Origin of the sequence: Bartonella sp. AP88HLJMH, from assembly GCF_042195605.1 — a bacterium.
Classification (GTDB): Bacteria; Pseudomonadota; Alphaproteobacteria; order Rhizobiales; family Rhizobiaceae; genus Bartonella.
The window spans coordinates 237,559-253,455 of the sequence record NZ_JBHIOR010000001.1 but is presented as its reverse complement, the minus strand read 5'-3'; the positions used below and the strand labels follow the sequence as shown (position 1 = coordinate 253,455).

Annotated in this window: 12 protein-coding genes and 1 tRNA gene; 2 read left to right on the top strand and 11 right to left on the bottom strand. The window is 38.1% G+C overall.

The window, feature by feature from the left end; translation table 11 throughout:
• Positions 1–136: 136 nt before the first annotated feature.
• The 4 genes from ACFIMA_RS00950 to argH form a co-directional block, all read right to left on the bottom strand.
• Entirely contained in the window at positions 137–2,566 is a 2,430-nt protein-coding gene (locus ACFIMA_RS00950) for a TIGR02302 family protein (protein ID WP_375671994.1), read from the bottom strand.
• A 126-nt stretch (positions 2,567–2,692) separates the two neighbouring features.
• Positions 2,693–3,973, bottom strand: a complete 1,281-nt coding sequence (gene lysA, locus ACFIMA_RS00945) for a diaminopimelate decarboxylase (protein ID WP_375692979.1) — start codon at positions 3,971–3,973, stop codon at positions 2,693–2,695.
• Positions 3,974–3,981: 8 nt separating this feature from the next.
• A complete protein-coding gene (locus ACFIMA_RS00940) occupies positions 3,982–4,161 on the bottom strand; it encodes an LPS translocon maturation chaperone LptM (protein WP_375622099.1) in 180 nt (59 codons plus the stop codon).
• 51 nt (positions 4,162–4,212) lie between these two features.
• The gene (gene argH, locus ACFIMA_RS00935; RefSeq protein WP_375632420.1) at positions 4,213–5,613 is read right to left on the bottom strand and encodes an argininosuccinate lyase; all 1,401 of its coding nucleotides are present in this window, start codon (positions 5,611–5,613) and stop codon (positions 4,213–4,215) included.
• A gap of 32 nt (positions 5,614–5,645) precedes the next feature.
• Here argH and ACFIMA_RS00930 point away from each other — a divergent pair, with 32 nt between their 5' ends.
• Complete coding sequence (locus ACFIMA_RS00930) at positions 5,646–6,341, top strand: TlpA disulfide reductase family protein (RefSeq protein WP_375632419.1); 696 nt, start codon at positions 5,646–5,648, stop codon at positions 6,339–6,341.
• Positions 6,342–6,343: 2 nt separating this feature from the next.
• Here ACFIMA_RS00930 and ACFIMA_RS00925 read toward each other — a convergent pair whose 3' ends face one another.
• The 7 genes from ACFIMA_RS00925 to ACFIMA_RS00895 all read right to left on the bottom strand — a co-directional run bounded on the left by ACFIMA_RS00925 (position 6,344) and on the right by ACFIMA_RS00895 (position 14,772).
• Complete coding sequence (locus ACFIMA_RS00925) at positions 6,344–6,820, bottom strand: YaiI/YqxD family protein (protein WP_375612882.1); 477 nt, start codon at positions 6,818–6,820, stop codon at positions 6,344–6,346.
• 30 nt (positions 6,821–6,850) lie between these two features.
• The gene (locus ACFIMA_RS00920; protein ID WP_375612736.1) at positions 6,851–7,705 is read right to left on the bottom strand and encodes a YihY/virulence factor BrkB family protein; all 855 of its coding nucleotides are present in this window, start codon (positions 7,703–7,705) and stop codon (positions 6,851–6,853) included.
• A gap of 410 nt (positions 7,706–8,115) precedes the next feature.
• Positions 8,116–9,045 carry a prephenate/arogenate dehydrogenase family protein gene (locus ACFIMA_RS00915; protein WP_375612737.1) on the bottom strand — a complete coding sequence of 310 codons (930 nt, stop codon included), beginning with the start codon at positions 9,043–9,045 and terminating at the stop codon, positions 8,116–8,118.
• A 1,957-nt stretch (positions 9,046–11,002) separates the two neighbouring features.
• Positions 11,003–12,043 carry a DNA polymerase III subunit delta gene (gene holA, locus ACFIMA_RS00910; RefSeq protein ID WP_375632418.1) on the bottom strand — a complete coding sequence of 347 codons (1,041 nt, stop codon included), beginning with the start codon at positions 12,041–12,043 and terminating at the stop codon, positions 11,003–11,005.
• Positions 12,044–12,047: 4 nt separating this feature from the next.
• Positions 12,048–12,842 (bottom strand): ABC transporter ATP-binding protein, encoded by a 795-nt coding sequence (locus ACFIMA_RS00905; RefSeq protein ID WP_375618340.1) that lies wholly within the window; start codon positions 12,840–12,842, stop codon positions 12,048–12,050.
• Positions 12,835–13,731 (bottom strand): ABC transporter permease, encoded by an 897-nt coding sequence (locus tag ACFIMA_RS00900; protein ID WP_375692980.1) that lies wholly within the window; start codon positions 13,729–13,731, stop codon positions 12,835–12,837. Before ACFIMA_RS00900 ends, ACFIMA_RS00905 begins: the two co-directional genes overlap by 8 nt.
• Before the next feature lie 63 nt (positions 13,732–13,794).
• Positions 13,795–14,772, bottom strand: coding sequence for an ABC transporter substrate-binding protein (locus tag ACFIMA_RS00895; protein ID WP_375620923.1), 978 nt, complete (start codon positions 14,770–14,772; stop codon positions 13,795–13,797).
• A gap of 186 nt (positions 14,773–14,958) precedes the next feature.
• Between ACFIMA_RS00895 and ACFIMA_RS00890 the strand changes: the two genes are divergently transcribed.
• Positions 14,959–15,033 (top strand) — tRNA-Gly (locus tag ACFIMA_RS00890).
• The last annotated feature ends 864 nt before the right edge of the window (positions 15,034–15,897 follow it).

Below are 15,897 nucleotides of genomic sequence, written 5' to 3'. Positions count from 1 at the left end.
CTTAAATGATTAAAAAATCAGTACAATAGGATGATTATTGCCTTACAAGCACTTTAATCATTTTTTTGGAGATAAACCCCATAGAGGTTCTTCATATACTGTTTTTGACATCAATTAAGAAAAAAGCCAACACTGGTTAATTAAAATGAAGCAATCTTTCAAGATAGTTTTTTTCTTCTTCTGAAAGATGCTCTTTACCAAGACGTTTGCGAATTTCATCCAAAATCTGCCGCGTACGCATTTGATCACTTTCTTGTGGTAGTGCCTCGCCTTCTTGTTCTTCATCTGTTGTTGAAGAAAGTGGACGTCCTAACGGATCTTTAGGACCAAAATCAGCATTTTGATCATCTCCCGTTTCTTTAAGTGTTTCGCGCATTTTTTTCAAAACATTTTGTGCACCTTGCCTCAAAGATTCCAAAGCATCAGACTGATTTTGTATAGATACCTGATGATTTCCATTATCAAGCGCATTTTCCGCAGAATTCATTTTTTCTTCTGCCCTTTTCAATGCGCCCCCTGTTTCAAATCCTTGTTCTGATAATTCTTTTTCTAATGTTGATAATTCAGATTGCAATTCAGCTTGACGTTTTTTTAAAGATTTTTTTTGTGTTTCCGGTACATTTTCTCCGCGTTTTTGTTCCATCTCTAACTGATGTGTTTCATTGAGAATTTCTTGCTGACGACGCATTAAATCTCCAAGCTGGTCCATCTTTTCTTTCATTTGTGCAGATTGGCTTTTTTCTCCCTCATTTTGATTGCCTTTTTGCACATGCAAATGATCAAGCGTCTGTTCAACTTCCGCCAAGAGTTGTTCAGCTGCTAAAGAAGAGCCCGTTTTAGCCATTTCCTCAATTAAATTTAGCTTTTCTTGTAATGTAGATTCAGAAAGATTAGGACTTTTTGAGCTTTTAGAATTTTTAGAAACTTGACTATCCGGTGCTTTTTCAGCCAAAGCACGAATATACTCATCCATAGCTTGACGTAAATCTGCCATAAGCCGTTCAATTTCTGCCGCTGAAGCACCATAACGCAGTGCATCACGTAAAGCAGCTTGTGCTTGTTTTAACTTTTTTTGCACGGATTCAAGCTGATTATCTTCAATACCCAAAGCAATTTGCCATAAATAATCCACCACATCGCGCAAATCCTCGTCTGTTTGTGCTAAAGAAAGTCTTGTCCACGCACTTTGTAGAACAATAAAATGCAATGCATTTTGCAACCCCTTTTCTGGACGCACAAGCAAAGCAGAAAGCATATCCAATACACGCTCTTTCACAGAAGCATCAAGAGCTAATAGACGACGCAATTCAACCACTGCGCGTGCAACAGGATTCGAAAAAACACGCTGTGGTAATATCATAACAAAAGTTTTGCTACGCCCTTTCTGCCCCGCACCATCTTCTGCCACCAAAGTAATTTTGACTTGCGAACCTGCCCATGGATGCGCTGATATATCCTGCACCATTCGCATTTTCCCCTTTCCACCACGCGGAAGAAGAAGCTCTATTTCCGGAGCATTATAAAGAGAAGAAGCACTTTTATTCTGAGGAAGAAAAGGCTCTATTTCAACAAAAGCCTTTGTCACACCATAATCATCATCCACCACATATCGTAACTCCAATGATCCCGTTAAAATCCTCCCTGGTTTTTCCAACCAATGAATTGTTGGAAGCGTGTCCTTAATTATCTGCAAATGCCATTGCTGTTTTTTACGACGTGATGATACAAATAAATTTATTGGATGCTTTAAATGTGTTTCAAAATGAACAATTGGATCATTCAAAGCTGTTTGTTCCGTTTTCTCTGAAAACGAAACTTCCCTCCCATCTTCTACAGACTTTGCTTTTACTGTAATGCCAGCCCCATTGACAACACGCACAACAACATTACTCCCTTCAGGGATTTCTCGTTGTGTTTCCTCATCTTTTGTCAAATAAATCGGTGCCACACCGGTATAAGCAGGTGGTGTTACCCAAGCATCAATCCGCATGAGTTTTTCATCAACGACAGGACGAAAATCAAAGGCATCAGCCAAACGCCCCCCTTGTGAACCAAAAGAAAAACTAAAAGCGCACACAAAAAGAAGAGCACACAAAGCCCTCAAAGCCAAAGGATCATAATCCGCACTATTAAGAGAGATAAATCCAGTTTTTAAATGGTATAATTGCTTTGCCATTCGGCGTTGATGTTCACGCCAAATAACAGCACTAAAATCTTCATCATTTTCAGAACATAAACGATCTGTCTGAATATTCAAAGGCTGGTGTCTAAGATCATTGACGCATTCAAGGCGGCAATTTACTTCCCGCATTGTGGGAAACCGAAAACGAATAAGAAAAAATAAACTCGCCCCAGCACAAATAAGTATAACCCCAAGTAAGAGCAAATGTGACCAATAGCCCAAAATGCCAAAAAGTCCCAACCAGCTAAACGAACAAAAGAGACTAAGAACGAGGAAAAATGGCAACAACCGTACCCACATCCGTTCAAATGAAAGGATCCCCCACATCAAAATGCGCACACACAAAAGCTTCATTGCAAAACCTTTGATGTTTTTATTTTTCATAAACAAGCATTTATCCCCTTTTATCGTGGTGCATTAAGATCATAAACCCCATACAAAACAATTTCTAGAAAATAAATTGTTTCATCAAAGTTTAGTAAAAATAAGACCCAAAATATTTAATAATGCTCAATCTAATTTGGGCTCAATCCAATCTGGAATATGATCACAGCCTATCAATTGTGCATAATCAAGGCGTGGACGAATGACTGCATAACGCGTATCCTGAACCAGAACTTCCGGCACCAAAAGTCGACTATTATAAGTGCTTGCCATCACTGCGCCATAAGCCCCTGCTCCTGTTAACATCAAAACATCACCCGCTTTTAACACTGGTAAAGAACGTTCCAAACCTAAATAATCACCAGTTTCACAAATAGGACCGACAATATCAGCATTAATCAGAGGGGCATCTATTGGTGTTTTTTTCACTGGCATTACATTTTGCCACGCATCATAAAGCGTTGGACGCATGAAATCATTCATCGCCGCATCAACAATAACAAAATTTCGTCCTTCCGCCTTTTTTAAATACACAACCGATGTCACCAACACACCGGCTTCACCAACAATACTACGCCCAGGTTCTAGGATAATATTGATCCCTAAAGGCGCAATATGTTTCTTTACCAGTGCTGCATACTCAAAAGGAGAAGGTACTGGATGCTTCTCATAACCATAAGGAATACCAAGCCCGCCCCCAATATCGATATGGGTTATCGCATAACCATTATTCCATAATTGACGCACAAAATCTGCAACAATAACAAATGCATCTTCAAACGGTTTTAAATCACAAATTTGACTGCCAATATGGAGATCAACACCACACACATGAAGACCAGGCAATTGAGCTGCTTTTTTATATGCATCACCCGCCAAAGACAGTGGAATACCAAATTTATTCTCAGACTTACCTGTTGTAATTTTCTTGTGAGTCTTAGCATCCACATCAGGATTAATGCGTAAAGAAATACGAGCCGTTTTTGAAAGCGCAGCAGCCCGCGCCGATAATTGTTCAAGTTCTGGCTCTGATTCAACGTTAAAACAATAAATATCTTGTGCAAGAGCAAAATCTATTTCTCTCACTGTTTTACCAACACCAGAATAAACAATATTCTGCGCAGGAATACCAACAGCAAGTGCACGCCGTAATTCCCCTTCTGAGACCACATCAGCTCCCGCTCCATTGTTAGCTAAAAGTTGTAAAACTGCTTGATTGGAATTCGCTTTAACCGCATAAGCAATTAAACTCGGCATATCATGAAATGCATTCTGATAATCTTTAAAATGTGCAACGATTGCGCTAGCTGAATAACAATAAAAAGGTGTTTCAACTTCTCGCGCAAGTTCCAAAAGAGAAAGACCTTCAGCGTGAAGCACACCCTGATGATAAGAAAAAAAACGCATAAAAATTCCTATTGTATTAACCGATCAAGAATAAAAGGTTTATCTGTTTTACCTTGAGAAACAAAAGTTCCTTGTGAAGAATTCACTCCTGTTGAAGGAGGTAACTCTAATGACCCTTTACGCCCACACCCAACGATACCCAAGCCCCCAAAAAGGACAATTATCAACCCCTTTAATATAATTTTCATCTGTCCTCTTTCCTCATCTCGATCTCTTTGTTACCTTTAAAATACAATCACTCAAGCGCTCACGAGACGCTTTTTCCAATACGCAATTTGCCGAAGAACCTCTGAAGGCGCTGTTCCCCCAAAGCTTTTACGACTTTCAACAGATTTTTCAACGGTCAAAACATCAAAAAGTGCCGCATTGATATCAGGACAAATTGCTTGAAGTTCATCTAATGATAAATCATGAAGGCGACACTGTTTTTTTTCTGCCAATGCCACAGCACACCCTGTGATGTGATGTGCTTCGCGAAAAGGAATCCCTAAATTGCGTACAAGCCAATCCGCAAAATCTGTAGCTGTTGCATACCCTAAATCCGCTGCTTGTTTCATGGCTTTTTTATTCACTTTCAAATCAGCAATCATCCCTGTCATTGCTGCTAGTGATAATTCCAAACTCAAAGCCCCATCAAACACATATTCCTTATCTTCTTGCATATCCTTTGAATAAGCAAGCGGTAATCCTTTCATCACCGTTAACAATCCCATAAGTGCACCATTCAATCGACCTGCTTTCGCTCGTACTAACTCTGCCGCATCAGGATTTCTCTTTTGTGGCATAATGGAAGACCCTGTTGAAAAAGCATCTGATAAATGAATAAAACAAAACTGTGCACTTGACCAAAGGACAATTTCTTCCGCCAATCGCGAAAGATGTGTTGCACAAAGAGCGCCAGCGCTTAAAAATTCCAATGCAAAGTCACGATCTGAAACACTATCAATTGAATTGCGTGTAGGTTCGCGAAAGCCTAGCGCTTTTGCTGTCATAAAACGGTCAATTGGAAAGCCTGTCCCCGCTAAAGCAGCCGCCCCTAAAGGCGATTCATTCATTCGCTCAAGAGCATCACGCATCCGCGATAAATCTCGACCAAACATTTCAACATAAGCCATCATATAATGACTCAATGTTACGGGTTGAGCCAATTGTAAATGCGTAAAGCCTGGCATAAAGGTATCAACATGTTGTTCTGCGCGAATAAGTAATTGCTCTATCAATCCTTTTAAAGCTTGTGCTATCTTTTGCGTTGCTTCACGTACCCACAAGCGAAAATCAACAGCAACTTGATCATTGCGTGAACGCGCCGTATGCAAACGCCCAGCTACAGGACCTATCAATTCGCTCAGCCGCGCTTCAATATTCATATGAATATCTTCAAGCTTTCGTGAAAAAACAAATTTACCGTCTTCAATTTCTTGGCGAATAAGTTTCAAACCATGAACAATTTTTTCATAATCTGATTGTGAAATGATTTTCGTTTGCGCTAACATAGCTGCATGAGAAAGAGAACCTTCAATATCTTGTCGATAAAGTTTTTGATCAAAATCAATAGAAGCATTAATTTCTTCCATAATTGCAGCAGGGCCTGCCGCAAACCGACCACCCCACATTTGGTTCTTTAACTTCTCATCTGTCATATTCTGAAAACACCCATCCAAAGGACAAAATTATGATTTTTCAAATTTTCATCAGCGAAAAAAACAATAAAAAAAGGCAACTCTCCCTTGCATTCTTTATCATTGCACTGAGTTTATACGCAACCATAAACTACGATACCAAAAGAGAGTTTTTTCTTTTCAATTTCATTTCAGCAGCACAAGCACAAGAAATAAACATTAATAAAGCACGAGCAGAAAAAATGATGGCGATACGAAAAGCAGCAAAAGGCTTTTTTAGCCACATACGATTTGCTGATACGCTCTCAGATATGAATAAACTCTCTTTCAAGGATATTCAAGGAAAAGAGCACACACTCAGCGAATTTACCGGAAAACCAATGCTGGTCAATCTATGGGCTATTTGGTGTGCACCTTGCCGCACAGAAATGCCTGAACTTGCGCAATTAAAACGTGAATTAGGTGGAGAAAACTTTGATGTCATAGCTATAAATATCGATAAAACTGCTTCTCTTGAAAAAATTCAGCAATTTTTACAGAATATTCATTCAGATAATTTGCTTTACTATCGCGATGAAACAATGGATATTTTCAACAATGTTAGAAAACAGGGGCTCGCTTTAGGACTCCCCATTACATTGCTCATTGATAAAGAGGGATATCTCATTGCTTCCTTCAATGGTGCAGCTCCATGGGCCAATGACGATGCCAAAGCACTTATAAAAGCAGTCATTAAAGAAGCCCTATAACTTTAATAACCGCGTCTTTTTAAACGTTGTATAACAAGATCCAGTGCTGACAAAAAAGCAGAACGGTCTTTACGAGAAAAAGGACGGGGACCACCTATTATACTGCCCTGTCCACGCAAATCTTCCATCAAATTGCGCATCGCCAAAGCCTGACCAATTGAATTTACATCAAAAATACGCCCCGTTGGCGAAAGACAAAACCCCCCAGCTTGCACAACCCGCGCTGCTAAAGGAATATCACTGGTAATAACGATACTTGCCTCATGCACATGTTCTACGATCCAATCATCAGCACCATTGAATTCACCAGCAACGACCACTCTTTCAATGAGTGCTTCATCTGGAAGGGACAAAGAACGATTTGCCACAACAAATGTCTTAAGCTGATAACGATTCATCACACGATAAACTTCATCTTTTACAGGACAAGCATCTGCATCAATCAACAAAGTGATAGCAGGCTTTATTGGGATAATCATACCTTGGCTTTCAAGCAATAATAAGCTCTTTCATTTATCTGAATGTTGCAAATCCTTGCGATAAAACATTATCGCCGCGTTTATTTCTCCTCCCAAAATAAAAATTGCACTCAATATGTACAGAAAAATAATAGCAACCATAATAGATGCCAACCCTGCATAGGTAGAAATATAATCAAACATCGTTAAATATTGCGCAAAAGCGATAGAAGCCATAAACCATATAAACATTGTCACCACTATTCCTGGTAAAATATCTATAATTTTCCGCCGCCCTGCTGGAAGCCATTTATGAACAATCAAAAGACTGATAAACAAAATAACGATTGCAACTGTATAACGCCATACACGAATAACAGCAATATATTCAGTCATAAAAAAAGAATGATTTTGCATAATTTTGATCAACAAAGGCGCCAGAATCAATAAAAAACTAATCACAACAAGACCAACAGCTCCAAGGATTACAAAAAACAGACTTTGAAAACGACAAAATAACAAACTCCGTCGATCAGTAACACGGTAAGCTTTATTTAAAGCCGTACGCAAAGCCTCTATCCCATTAGAAGCAAAATAAGCCGCTCCAATGACAGAAAGCGTCAACACACCTCCTCGATGAATGGTTAAAACATTAACAATTTCCTGAGATAAAGGCTCTGCAATAACATCAGGCAATAACTGCACCAGTGCTTTAATTTTTTGCGGTGTATAAGTAAAAGCACCTAGAAAACGAGCAAAAGATGTTCCAAAAATAAAAAAAGGGAAAAATGCTAAAAGCCCCGATAGCGCAACATGGCTTGCAAAAGCACTCCCATTATCACGCCAATAATGACTTACTGCGTCACACAAAATACGATAGCTATACCAAAAGATATTTTTTAACAAAACTCAATACTTTCTGGTAAAACTCTTCCTCAGTCTATTTCAAGTTTTATAAAAATCATCAAAACTCTGCAAATAAACATTTTGCAATGTTGCAATATAACGGTCAATAATCAATACGGTCAAGCCCGACTTTATACCAAAACAAAAACAATAACCCACTCTCTGAAGTTCTACAACGACCTCATTTTTTTGTTACTTCTACAGATCAGTAACCTCTTCTGTACATCATATGCCCTATAGAGAACTAAGCAAGATGATCGTGCACACATAAAACCTTTTGAAGTCATGGTTATCTATATCGGAGCAATCGCCACTCTTTTTTATTGCAATCTATGACTGAGTAGAGAAAAAACTTCTTATCGGTTTTTAGAAAAAACCAACGAAATTCAACAAAAACCTCTTGTTTTTACTCACCCTTTTTTAGAAACATTCTGACGCCCAAAATCAGGAGCATCAATTTCCTGTCCAGCATCAATAATATTGCGGCGTACAGCACGCGTACGTGTAAAAAAGTTAAACAGTGTCTCACCATCTCCTAAATGAATTGCCCGTTCTAAAAAAGCAAGCCCCTCACTAAAACGGCTCAACATTTCTAAAATAGCATCCTTATTATGCAAACAAATATCTCGCCACATAACGGGATCAGAAGATGCTAAACGCGTAAAATCACGAAAACCGGAAGCGGAATAAGCAATCACTTCCGAATTTGTTACTTTTTCTAAATCACTCGCTGTCCCAACAGTATTATACGCAATCAAATGGGGTAAATGTGAAACAATAGCCAAAACAAGATCATGATGCTTAGGTTCCATCTTTTCGACACGCGCACCACAAGCTTCCCAAAACGCTGTTAATTGTGCGACAGCAGCAGCATCGCTATCCGCAAAAGGCGTTAAAATACACCAACGATTCATAAATAAATCAGCAAAACCAGCATCCGGTCCTGAATATTCCGTTCCAGCAATTGGATGCCCTGGAATAAAATGAACCGTTTTTGGCAATAAAGGTGCCATTTCCGCAATAACCAACGCTTTCGTAGAACCAACATCACTCACAATCGCTCCAAGTTTTAAATGATCACGAATGGTTTTTGCCACTTCTGCACTAGCCCCAACAGGAACAGAAAGAATAACCAAATCTGCTCCTTCAACAGCTTTTGCATTATCTGTCGTATAAAAGTCCCCAAGCTCCAATTCACGCGCTCTTTTCAGGGTTTCTGGACGACGTGTTGCAATAGAAATCTGAGCCGCAAGATTTTTCTTTTTAATCACTCTTGCTAAAGAAGACCCAATCAGACCGATCCCAATGAGTGCTATTTTTTCAAACTGAGTATGGAGCATCTTTCACCTTCAAAGATTCTTTGCAAATGGCAATAAAGACTAATTGTAAAATCACAATTTTCTTGTTTGTTTGTTCAAGAGTTATGCGTAAAACATTAAAAAATGACAACTAGGGAATAAAGAATAACGCAGTTTACCAATTATCACCTGCGCAAGCTGACAACAGATCACTTTACCTAGAAAACACATAAAAAATAAATGACGAGAAATCTAACATCACGCTCTAAAACTCCCTCTTAATTACTGATCAAAGCGCATCACCGAAACAAAATAAAATGCACTCTCAATTAGGATAACAACGACTCTACATAAAATCCCATCAGTTTACTTTATCTTACTAATTTACTCACAAAAAAACACATCAAAAGCGTAAGCAGACACTAACTCTTCTCCAATTATCCCGATACGTTCATTAATTTGTACATTAGACCTATATAAAACGTATTGCGCCTCCACCTACAACATCAACATAAGTTTCGCGAATATTGAAAACACCGTAAAACAACGCATACCAAAAGATACCATTAAAAACATTTTCCTCTCCCGATTCCGGATACCGTAAATCAAATAAATATGAGAAAAACACGCCCTCTCAATAAAGAAAAAGTTTGATAACAAAAACACCGAATATCCCTTTAATGGAATCACACCCCTCACGTAAAACAGAACGCCCTCAACAGAATAAATTTGGATTACAAATTCATGGGTTTGTTTTAAAAGACATCTCGCTCCCTAGCCTATCTTACGACAGTGTTCGTAAATGTTATAACTATAAATCTATTAAGCACGACCCTCTTCACACTTAATAAAACACTATCATTATATTTTCCTACCCCCAATGTTGCAAAAAAACTTGGAATTTGAGAGCATTCATAAGAGGCATTTTTAGTGCTTTCTTGTACAGTTTTTATCCACACGCCCCCCCCCACTTATGACGTGCAAAAGACATTGTTCTGATTGATTTAATATGAAAAATAATAAATTATTAATAATAAACAATGGCTAGCTCTGTTTATGAGACACATTCATTGCTAAGATAATCATCTCTGTATCAAACATAAAAGTTTCCCCATAGGTGCTGTGGTTTTCATCATAATCTATTTTGACTTTCTTCTCATCCCATGAAGATTCTTAATTCATACCGATCTGCAAACAATTCATTTTCTTGTCTAAAAGATTCCTCTGGCTCACTATTTTAAGTGATTCAATTAATCTATAATACATTGATTTATAAAAATAATACTTTTTTTCAATTTGAATCATAACTTCGAATACTGTAAAATTCTTCCATCACAAACCCTCTTATCAATTAAAATCTCTTGGCTACACGTCACAAGAAGACATGTGAGAAAAAATGATGAAAAACGCTCTCTAATGCTAAAAACTGTAGTAACATTAGAGGCTAGCAAAGTATATAATGAGTGTCGACTTGCGCTTTTATTAAGCATAAAGATAGAGTTGCTCTATGGGTTTTATATTCTTCACAAGGAACTTTACTTCTACACCATTCATAAACACCGCCGCGAAATAGATATGACGCGCATTGAAAAATATTTCTAAGAAAGCGTATGAATCTACCATACAAGTGTCTTCTGTTGTTTGAGATACTCTGTTTTACATGGGGGTGTTACTCCATTAAGACTCTATGAACCAACCTAATATTCACCAAATACCCACACAAAAAACATCGAACACATAAAATTTGATATGGGCCTCGTATCACTATCCTAAAAACAGTATTTTACGACACAACAAAATAATAAAACTGTTTCAAAATGGCCTTTTGAAAATAAACTATTTCTTTTGAAGAAAAATTTCTATCAAGCTTTCAAGCTCCTAAAATGCATCCTCAAAAATACAAGTTCCATCAACCTCTACTTGATAGCATAACAGTTTTAATTACTGAAAATACCTCTGTGGTATACCAAAAATAAAAAATCATTATATTTCTAGGCTGTTAAGCTGCCATCTGGCGTCGTGCAATAATTGTAAGCCCTAACAAAACTTGACGAATGATAGCTTCGCCCAAAAGTGGATTTTTACGACTGTCTAAAACAGCACTCTGAATTCTTTCCATTGCATAAGAAATTTGTTCTAACTTCCAATATTTTAAAGCTTGTTCAACGATCTTTTTCCGTTGAAAAAAAATGGGAGGGCGTGCCTGAGAAACCACCGTAAAAGGTGAATTTCCTTCAACCTCTACCTGATAACGCAATAGCTGTAATTGCTGAAAATGCCTTTGAGCTGTACTCAAAATTAAAAAAAGTGCCCCCTGCACTGCTGCATGTCGGTTAAAATGCGCTTCAAAGCCTGATATATCGCCCAATAAAAGAGCATCAATGACTTCATCTTGAGAAAGAGCACTGACATCGCTTACAACAGCTTTCACATCTTCAAGAGTAATATGAACATTTGCAGCGTAAAGACAAAGCTTTTCTAATTCACTGCGTGATACAAGGCGATCCGCCCCTAAACATTCATGCAACCATCTACGTGCATCTAAAGAAAGAGTCTTCTTAAACTGTCCTAAAACCTCATCAATCAAACCGTCAAGAGACCGCATATCATCGGCAAAACAGGGCAAAGCCATCGCTTTTGATGCTGTTTCAATAGCATTGCGCAACCCTGTTCCTTTTTTTAAATCCCCTGCCTCAATGAGAATAAAACAAGCTTCTGGTGGTTTCTCAATTAAAAGTTTTAAGGCAGCAAGAAAACCTTTTTGGTTAGCAGCATTAGAGATCCATATCAAACGATCTCCCCCAAAAAGCGATAACGTACGCGCTTCATTTTCTAAACGTGCAGGATCTTTATCAATTTCAGCAGCATCCAAACGAATTGTCGAAAATGGATCTTCTATTGCTACCCGTGTAAGTTTTGCAAAACATTGTGCACGCTCACAAATAAGACCACGATCTGGCCCATAAATGAGAACAATAGGAAAAGCACGTGAAAAACGCATTAGAAACTGATCAACTTCATGTGCTTTTTTCTGAGCCACACTATTAATCCATTAACAGTTCATCATCATCAAGAACTTCCCCGCGAACTTTCTGAAACATGCCAATTAAATCATTGACATCCAAGCCCTTACGCTCTTCATGACAGACATCCAAAATCACTTTTCCACCATGCAACATCAAGGTACGATCGCCATAATCAAGAGCCTGACGCATAGAATGAGTCACCATGATAGTCGTTAATTTTTTCTCTTCAACGATTTTTTCAGTCAACCGCATCACAAAATCAGCCATTCCAGGATCAAGCGCTGAGGTATGTTCATCAAGCAATAAAACATCCGCATGTGCTAATGTTGCCATCACAAGACAAACTGCTTGGCGTTGCCCACCTGATAAACTATCCATAGGATTATGAATATATGCTTCAAGACCAATGCCTAATTGAGCAATTTTCTCTCGAAAAAATTGCCGTTTCTCATGATTTAAAGCCGCACGCAAACCACGACGACTTCCTCGAAGAGCAGCAAGAGCCAAATTTTCTTCAATTGTTAAAGAACCACAACTTCCCTCTAAAGAATCTTGAAAAACACAAGCAATCTTTCCAGCGCGTTCACTGACTGATTGCCTAGAAACATTTTGTCCATTGATAACCACTTTCCCTGTTGAAGGAAGCGTTGCACCCGCTAAAACACTAAGCAAAGTTGATTTACCAGCACCATTTGAACCAATAACCGTAACAAAACTACCCTGATCAATTTTCAGGTTAATATCAATTAAAGCCTGTTTTTCCAAAGGTGTTTGCGGTTTAAATGTGACCCCAACATGAAAAAACTCAATCACGTTTATGCCTCCTCCAATAGCGTGGCACAATAAGGGTTAAAATAACCAACAGTGAAGTAATCAACTGAAGATCTGTCGACGTATCAATACCAATGCCATTTGCTTCAAATGCAAATTGCACCGCCACACGATAAAGCACAGACCCTACAATACAGCTGATTATAATCCAAAAAATATTGCGCGTACGAAAGAGAGTTTCACCGATAATCACGGCTGCCAACCCAAAAACAATTGTTCCAATTCCACCGGTAATATCTGTTGCAATCGCAGTTTGAATATAAAGAGAACCACCAAGTGCCACACACGCATTGGAAAGCCCCATTCCAAAATATATCAATGCTGATGTATGGACACCTTGCGCCGTCGCCATGCGTGGATTAGCGCCCATTGCACGCATAGCAAGACCAATTTCACTTTCCAAAAAGCGCCAAATCAAAAACGCCATAACGAGCAACACAATACCAACGAAAAGAGGACGCACAAAAATATCGGACAAACCAAACAGATTATAAAAGGGGGTTAACGCCGTATCAGCAAGTGCTAAATTAACATTAGACCCTCCCATAATTCCCATAATACGAAGATTAACTGTATAAAGTGCTGACATTGTTAAAATAGAAGCTAAAAGATTCAAAATGCCAAAACGCAAATTCAATAGAGCTGTTAATAAACCAGCCGCCATACCTGCACAAAAAGCGCATGCCATAGCTGTCCATGCATTGAAACCCAAGAGAATCAAAACACCACAGACACAGGAACCAAGAAGAAACGAGCCATCAACCGTTAAGTCAGGAAAATCCAAAACCCGAAATGAAAGATAAACCCCTATAGCAACAAACGCATAAATAAGGCCTAATTCCACAGCACCAGAAAACGCAAATATATTCATGTAAAGACAATCCCCATGAAAACTTAACGTATTTTTATTGTATCAACACTCTATCAATAAAAGTTATTGAATCACTTTTGTTGCACGGTCAATAACTGCCTGCGGAATAATAATCCCTGCTTTTTGGGCTGCTTTCAAATCAATTCGAATGTCATTATTAGCCGCCTGCACAACATCAATATCACCAGGCTTTTCACCCTTTAGAATACGCACAACCAATTTCCCAGCATCAACCCCTACATCATAGAAATTCACACCTTGCGTCATAAAAGGCCCACGCCCGATAGTATTAGCATCAACAGTAAATACAGGCATATTGGCTTCCTCTGAGACCTTTATTGCACCTTCTAAAACAGATAAAATCGTATTATCAGCAGGAACAAAAATAATATCGACCTTACCGATTAAAGCGCGTGTTGCTGCCTGAACATCTGAAGGCTTTGGTGCCGATGAGGGAATAATTTCAATTCCAGCTTTTTTTGCTACATCCTTTAACGTTTTAAGTGTCGAAACAGAATTTGCCTCAGAAGCATTATAAAGATAACCAATTTTTTTCAAATCTGGTTTTACTTCTTGTAAAAGTCTAACACTTTCTGCAACATCTATACGATCAGAACTCCCCGTCATATTACCGCCAGGTTTGGTAAGTGAAGAAACGATTTTAGCTCCGATAGGATCAGAAATTGCTGCAAAGACGATAGGAATTGTTTTTGTTGCCGCAAGCATCGTTTGTGCTGAAGGCGTGGTAATTGCTACAATAACATCGGGTTTATCACCAACAAATTTACGCGCAATTTGCGTTGCTGTTGAAATATTACCCTGCGCTGATAAAAAGGTAAGTTGAAAATTTTCACCTTGCTTATAACCATTTGCTGCAAGCACATCTTCCACACCTTTACGAACAGCATCCGCAGCAGGATGGACCATAATTTGCGTTATTGCAACTTTAACGTGTTTAACTTGGTCATCGGCCTTTGCAACACTGTTCATCATAAAAACAGTTGCAATGATAATCCCTAATATATTTATTCTCTTCAACATTATATTCCACCCCTCTCCATGCAAAAATTAAAAAAGGAATAATCTATTACTGAAGAATTTTCTAAAATCAATCTTTATTTCATTTTATTTAAACATGGACAAAATAAATCAAACTAAAATGATATTTTTTTGTTGCAATTCGTAGAAGCCTACGCCATACAGACAAGACATATATCGAATCGGTAAGCGGGTGTAGCTCAGGGGTAGAGCACAACCTTGCCAAGGTTGGGGTCGTGGGTTCGAATCCCATCGCCCGCTCCATTGAATTTTGTATTTATTCGTTCTTGTGTGGAGTTATAGCTTGTCATCGGTTGTTGTAGCTGTATGTATGTAGCTTGCCAGCAGGTTTTGTATATTTTGCCACTAGGTTTTGTACCAATTTATTTTTTTCAAAGAGTTTTTAAGGGGTTCTCAAAGGGTCTTCAAAGACCTTTCAAAGATCATTTAAAGGTCTTTTATGTGTATTGTTTCTTTTTCTATATCGCAGTCGATGATGAAAAATCTCTCACGCTAATTGTAATTATTTTCAAACGAAATAAACTGTTTTCACCTATTATTTAGAGTAAATTAAGTTTTTGGGATTTCTGGCACATCATTTGGTAATCCTCTTGCTTGAACAAATTCTTATCCAGAATAATCTTCAACACAAAAATAAATTAACAACTTGATTTATAAAGATAATTTATCATTATTCATATTGAGCAAGCGTCTCAAATATCATAGGATTATCTCATTTCAAATCTCTATACATTAAAATCACTCACAATCATCTTCTCACGCATAACAGGCAAAATTGACGTATCGATAAAATTCACTTGAAGAAAGGAATAAAAACTCTTCTTCTGAACGCTCTGAAATACCAAAGATTATCGCAACATTGGGAGCTAAAATAGTATAGGGGGGGACCCCTTTCACCTTGAAAACGTAAAAATGGGAAGCATAATAGTTTTATACACTTCATAGAGGCTTTAGACCATTCACGAACATTATTATAAAATGGATGTGACACACCTTGAGAGAAATCTCTTTAAAATAAACATGTGAATTAACAATATAAGTGCATTCTATTTTACATGAGGAACGTAACGTCAATCAAGATAAGGTAACATAAGGTGTTGAAACCGT

Excerpts from the sequence above, each read along its gene's own strand:
- ACFIMA_RS00950 (WP_375671994.1), bottom strand. The coding sequence starts at position 2,566 with ATGAAAAATAAAAACATCAAAGGTTTTGCAATGAAGCTTTTGTGTGTG.
- lysA (WP_375692979.1), bottom strand. The coding sequence starts at position 3,973 with ATGCGTTTTTTTTCTTATCATCAGGGTGTGCTTCACGCTGAAGGTCTT.
- ACFIMA_RS00940 (WP_375622099.1), bottom strand. The coding sequence starts at position 4,161 with ATGAAAATTATATTAAAGGGGTTGATAATTGTCCTTTTTGGGGGCTTG.
- argH (WP_375632420.1), bottom strand. The coding sequence starts at position 5,613 with ATGACAGATGAGAAGTTAAAGAACCAAATGTGGGGTGGTCGGTTTGCG.
- ACFIMA_RS00930 (WP_375632419.1), top strand. The coding sequence starts at position 5,646 with ATGATTTTTCAAATTTTCATCAGCGAAAAAAACAATAAAAAAAGGCAA.
- ACFIMA_RS00925 (WP_375612882.1), bottom strand. The coding sequence starts at position 6,820 with ATGATTATCCCAATAAAGCCTGCTATCACTTTGTTGATTGATGCAGAT.
- ACFIMA_RS00915 (WP_375612737.1), bottom strand. The coding sequence starts at position 9,045 with ATGCTCCATACTCAGTTTGAAAAAATAGCACTCATTGGGATCGGTCTG.
- ACFIMA_RS00900 (WP_375692980.1), bottom strand. The coding sequence starts at position 13,731 with ATGAATATATTTGCGTTTTCTGGTGCTGTGGAATTAGGCCTTATTTAT.
- ACFIMA_RS00895 (WP_375620923.1), bottom strand. The coding sequence starts at position 14,772 with ATGTTGAAGAGAATAAATATATTAGGGATTATCATTGCAACTGTTTTT.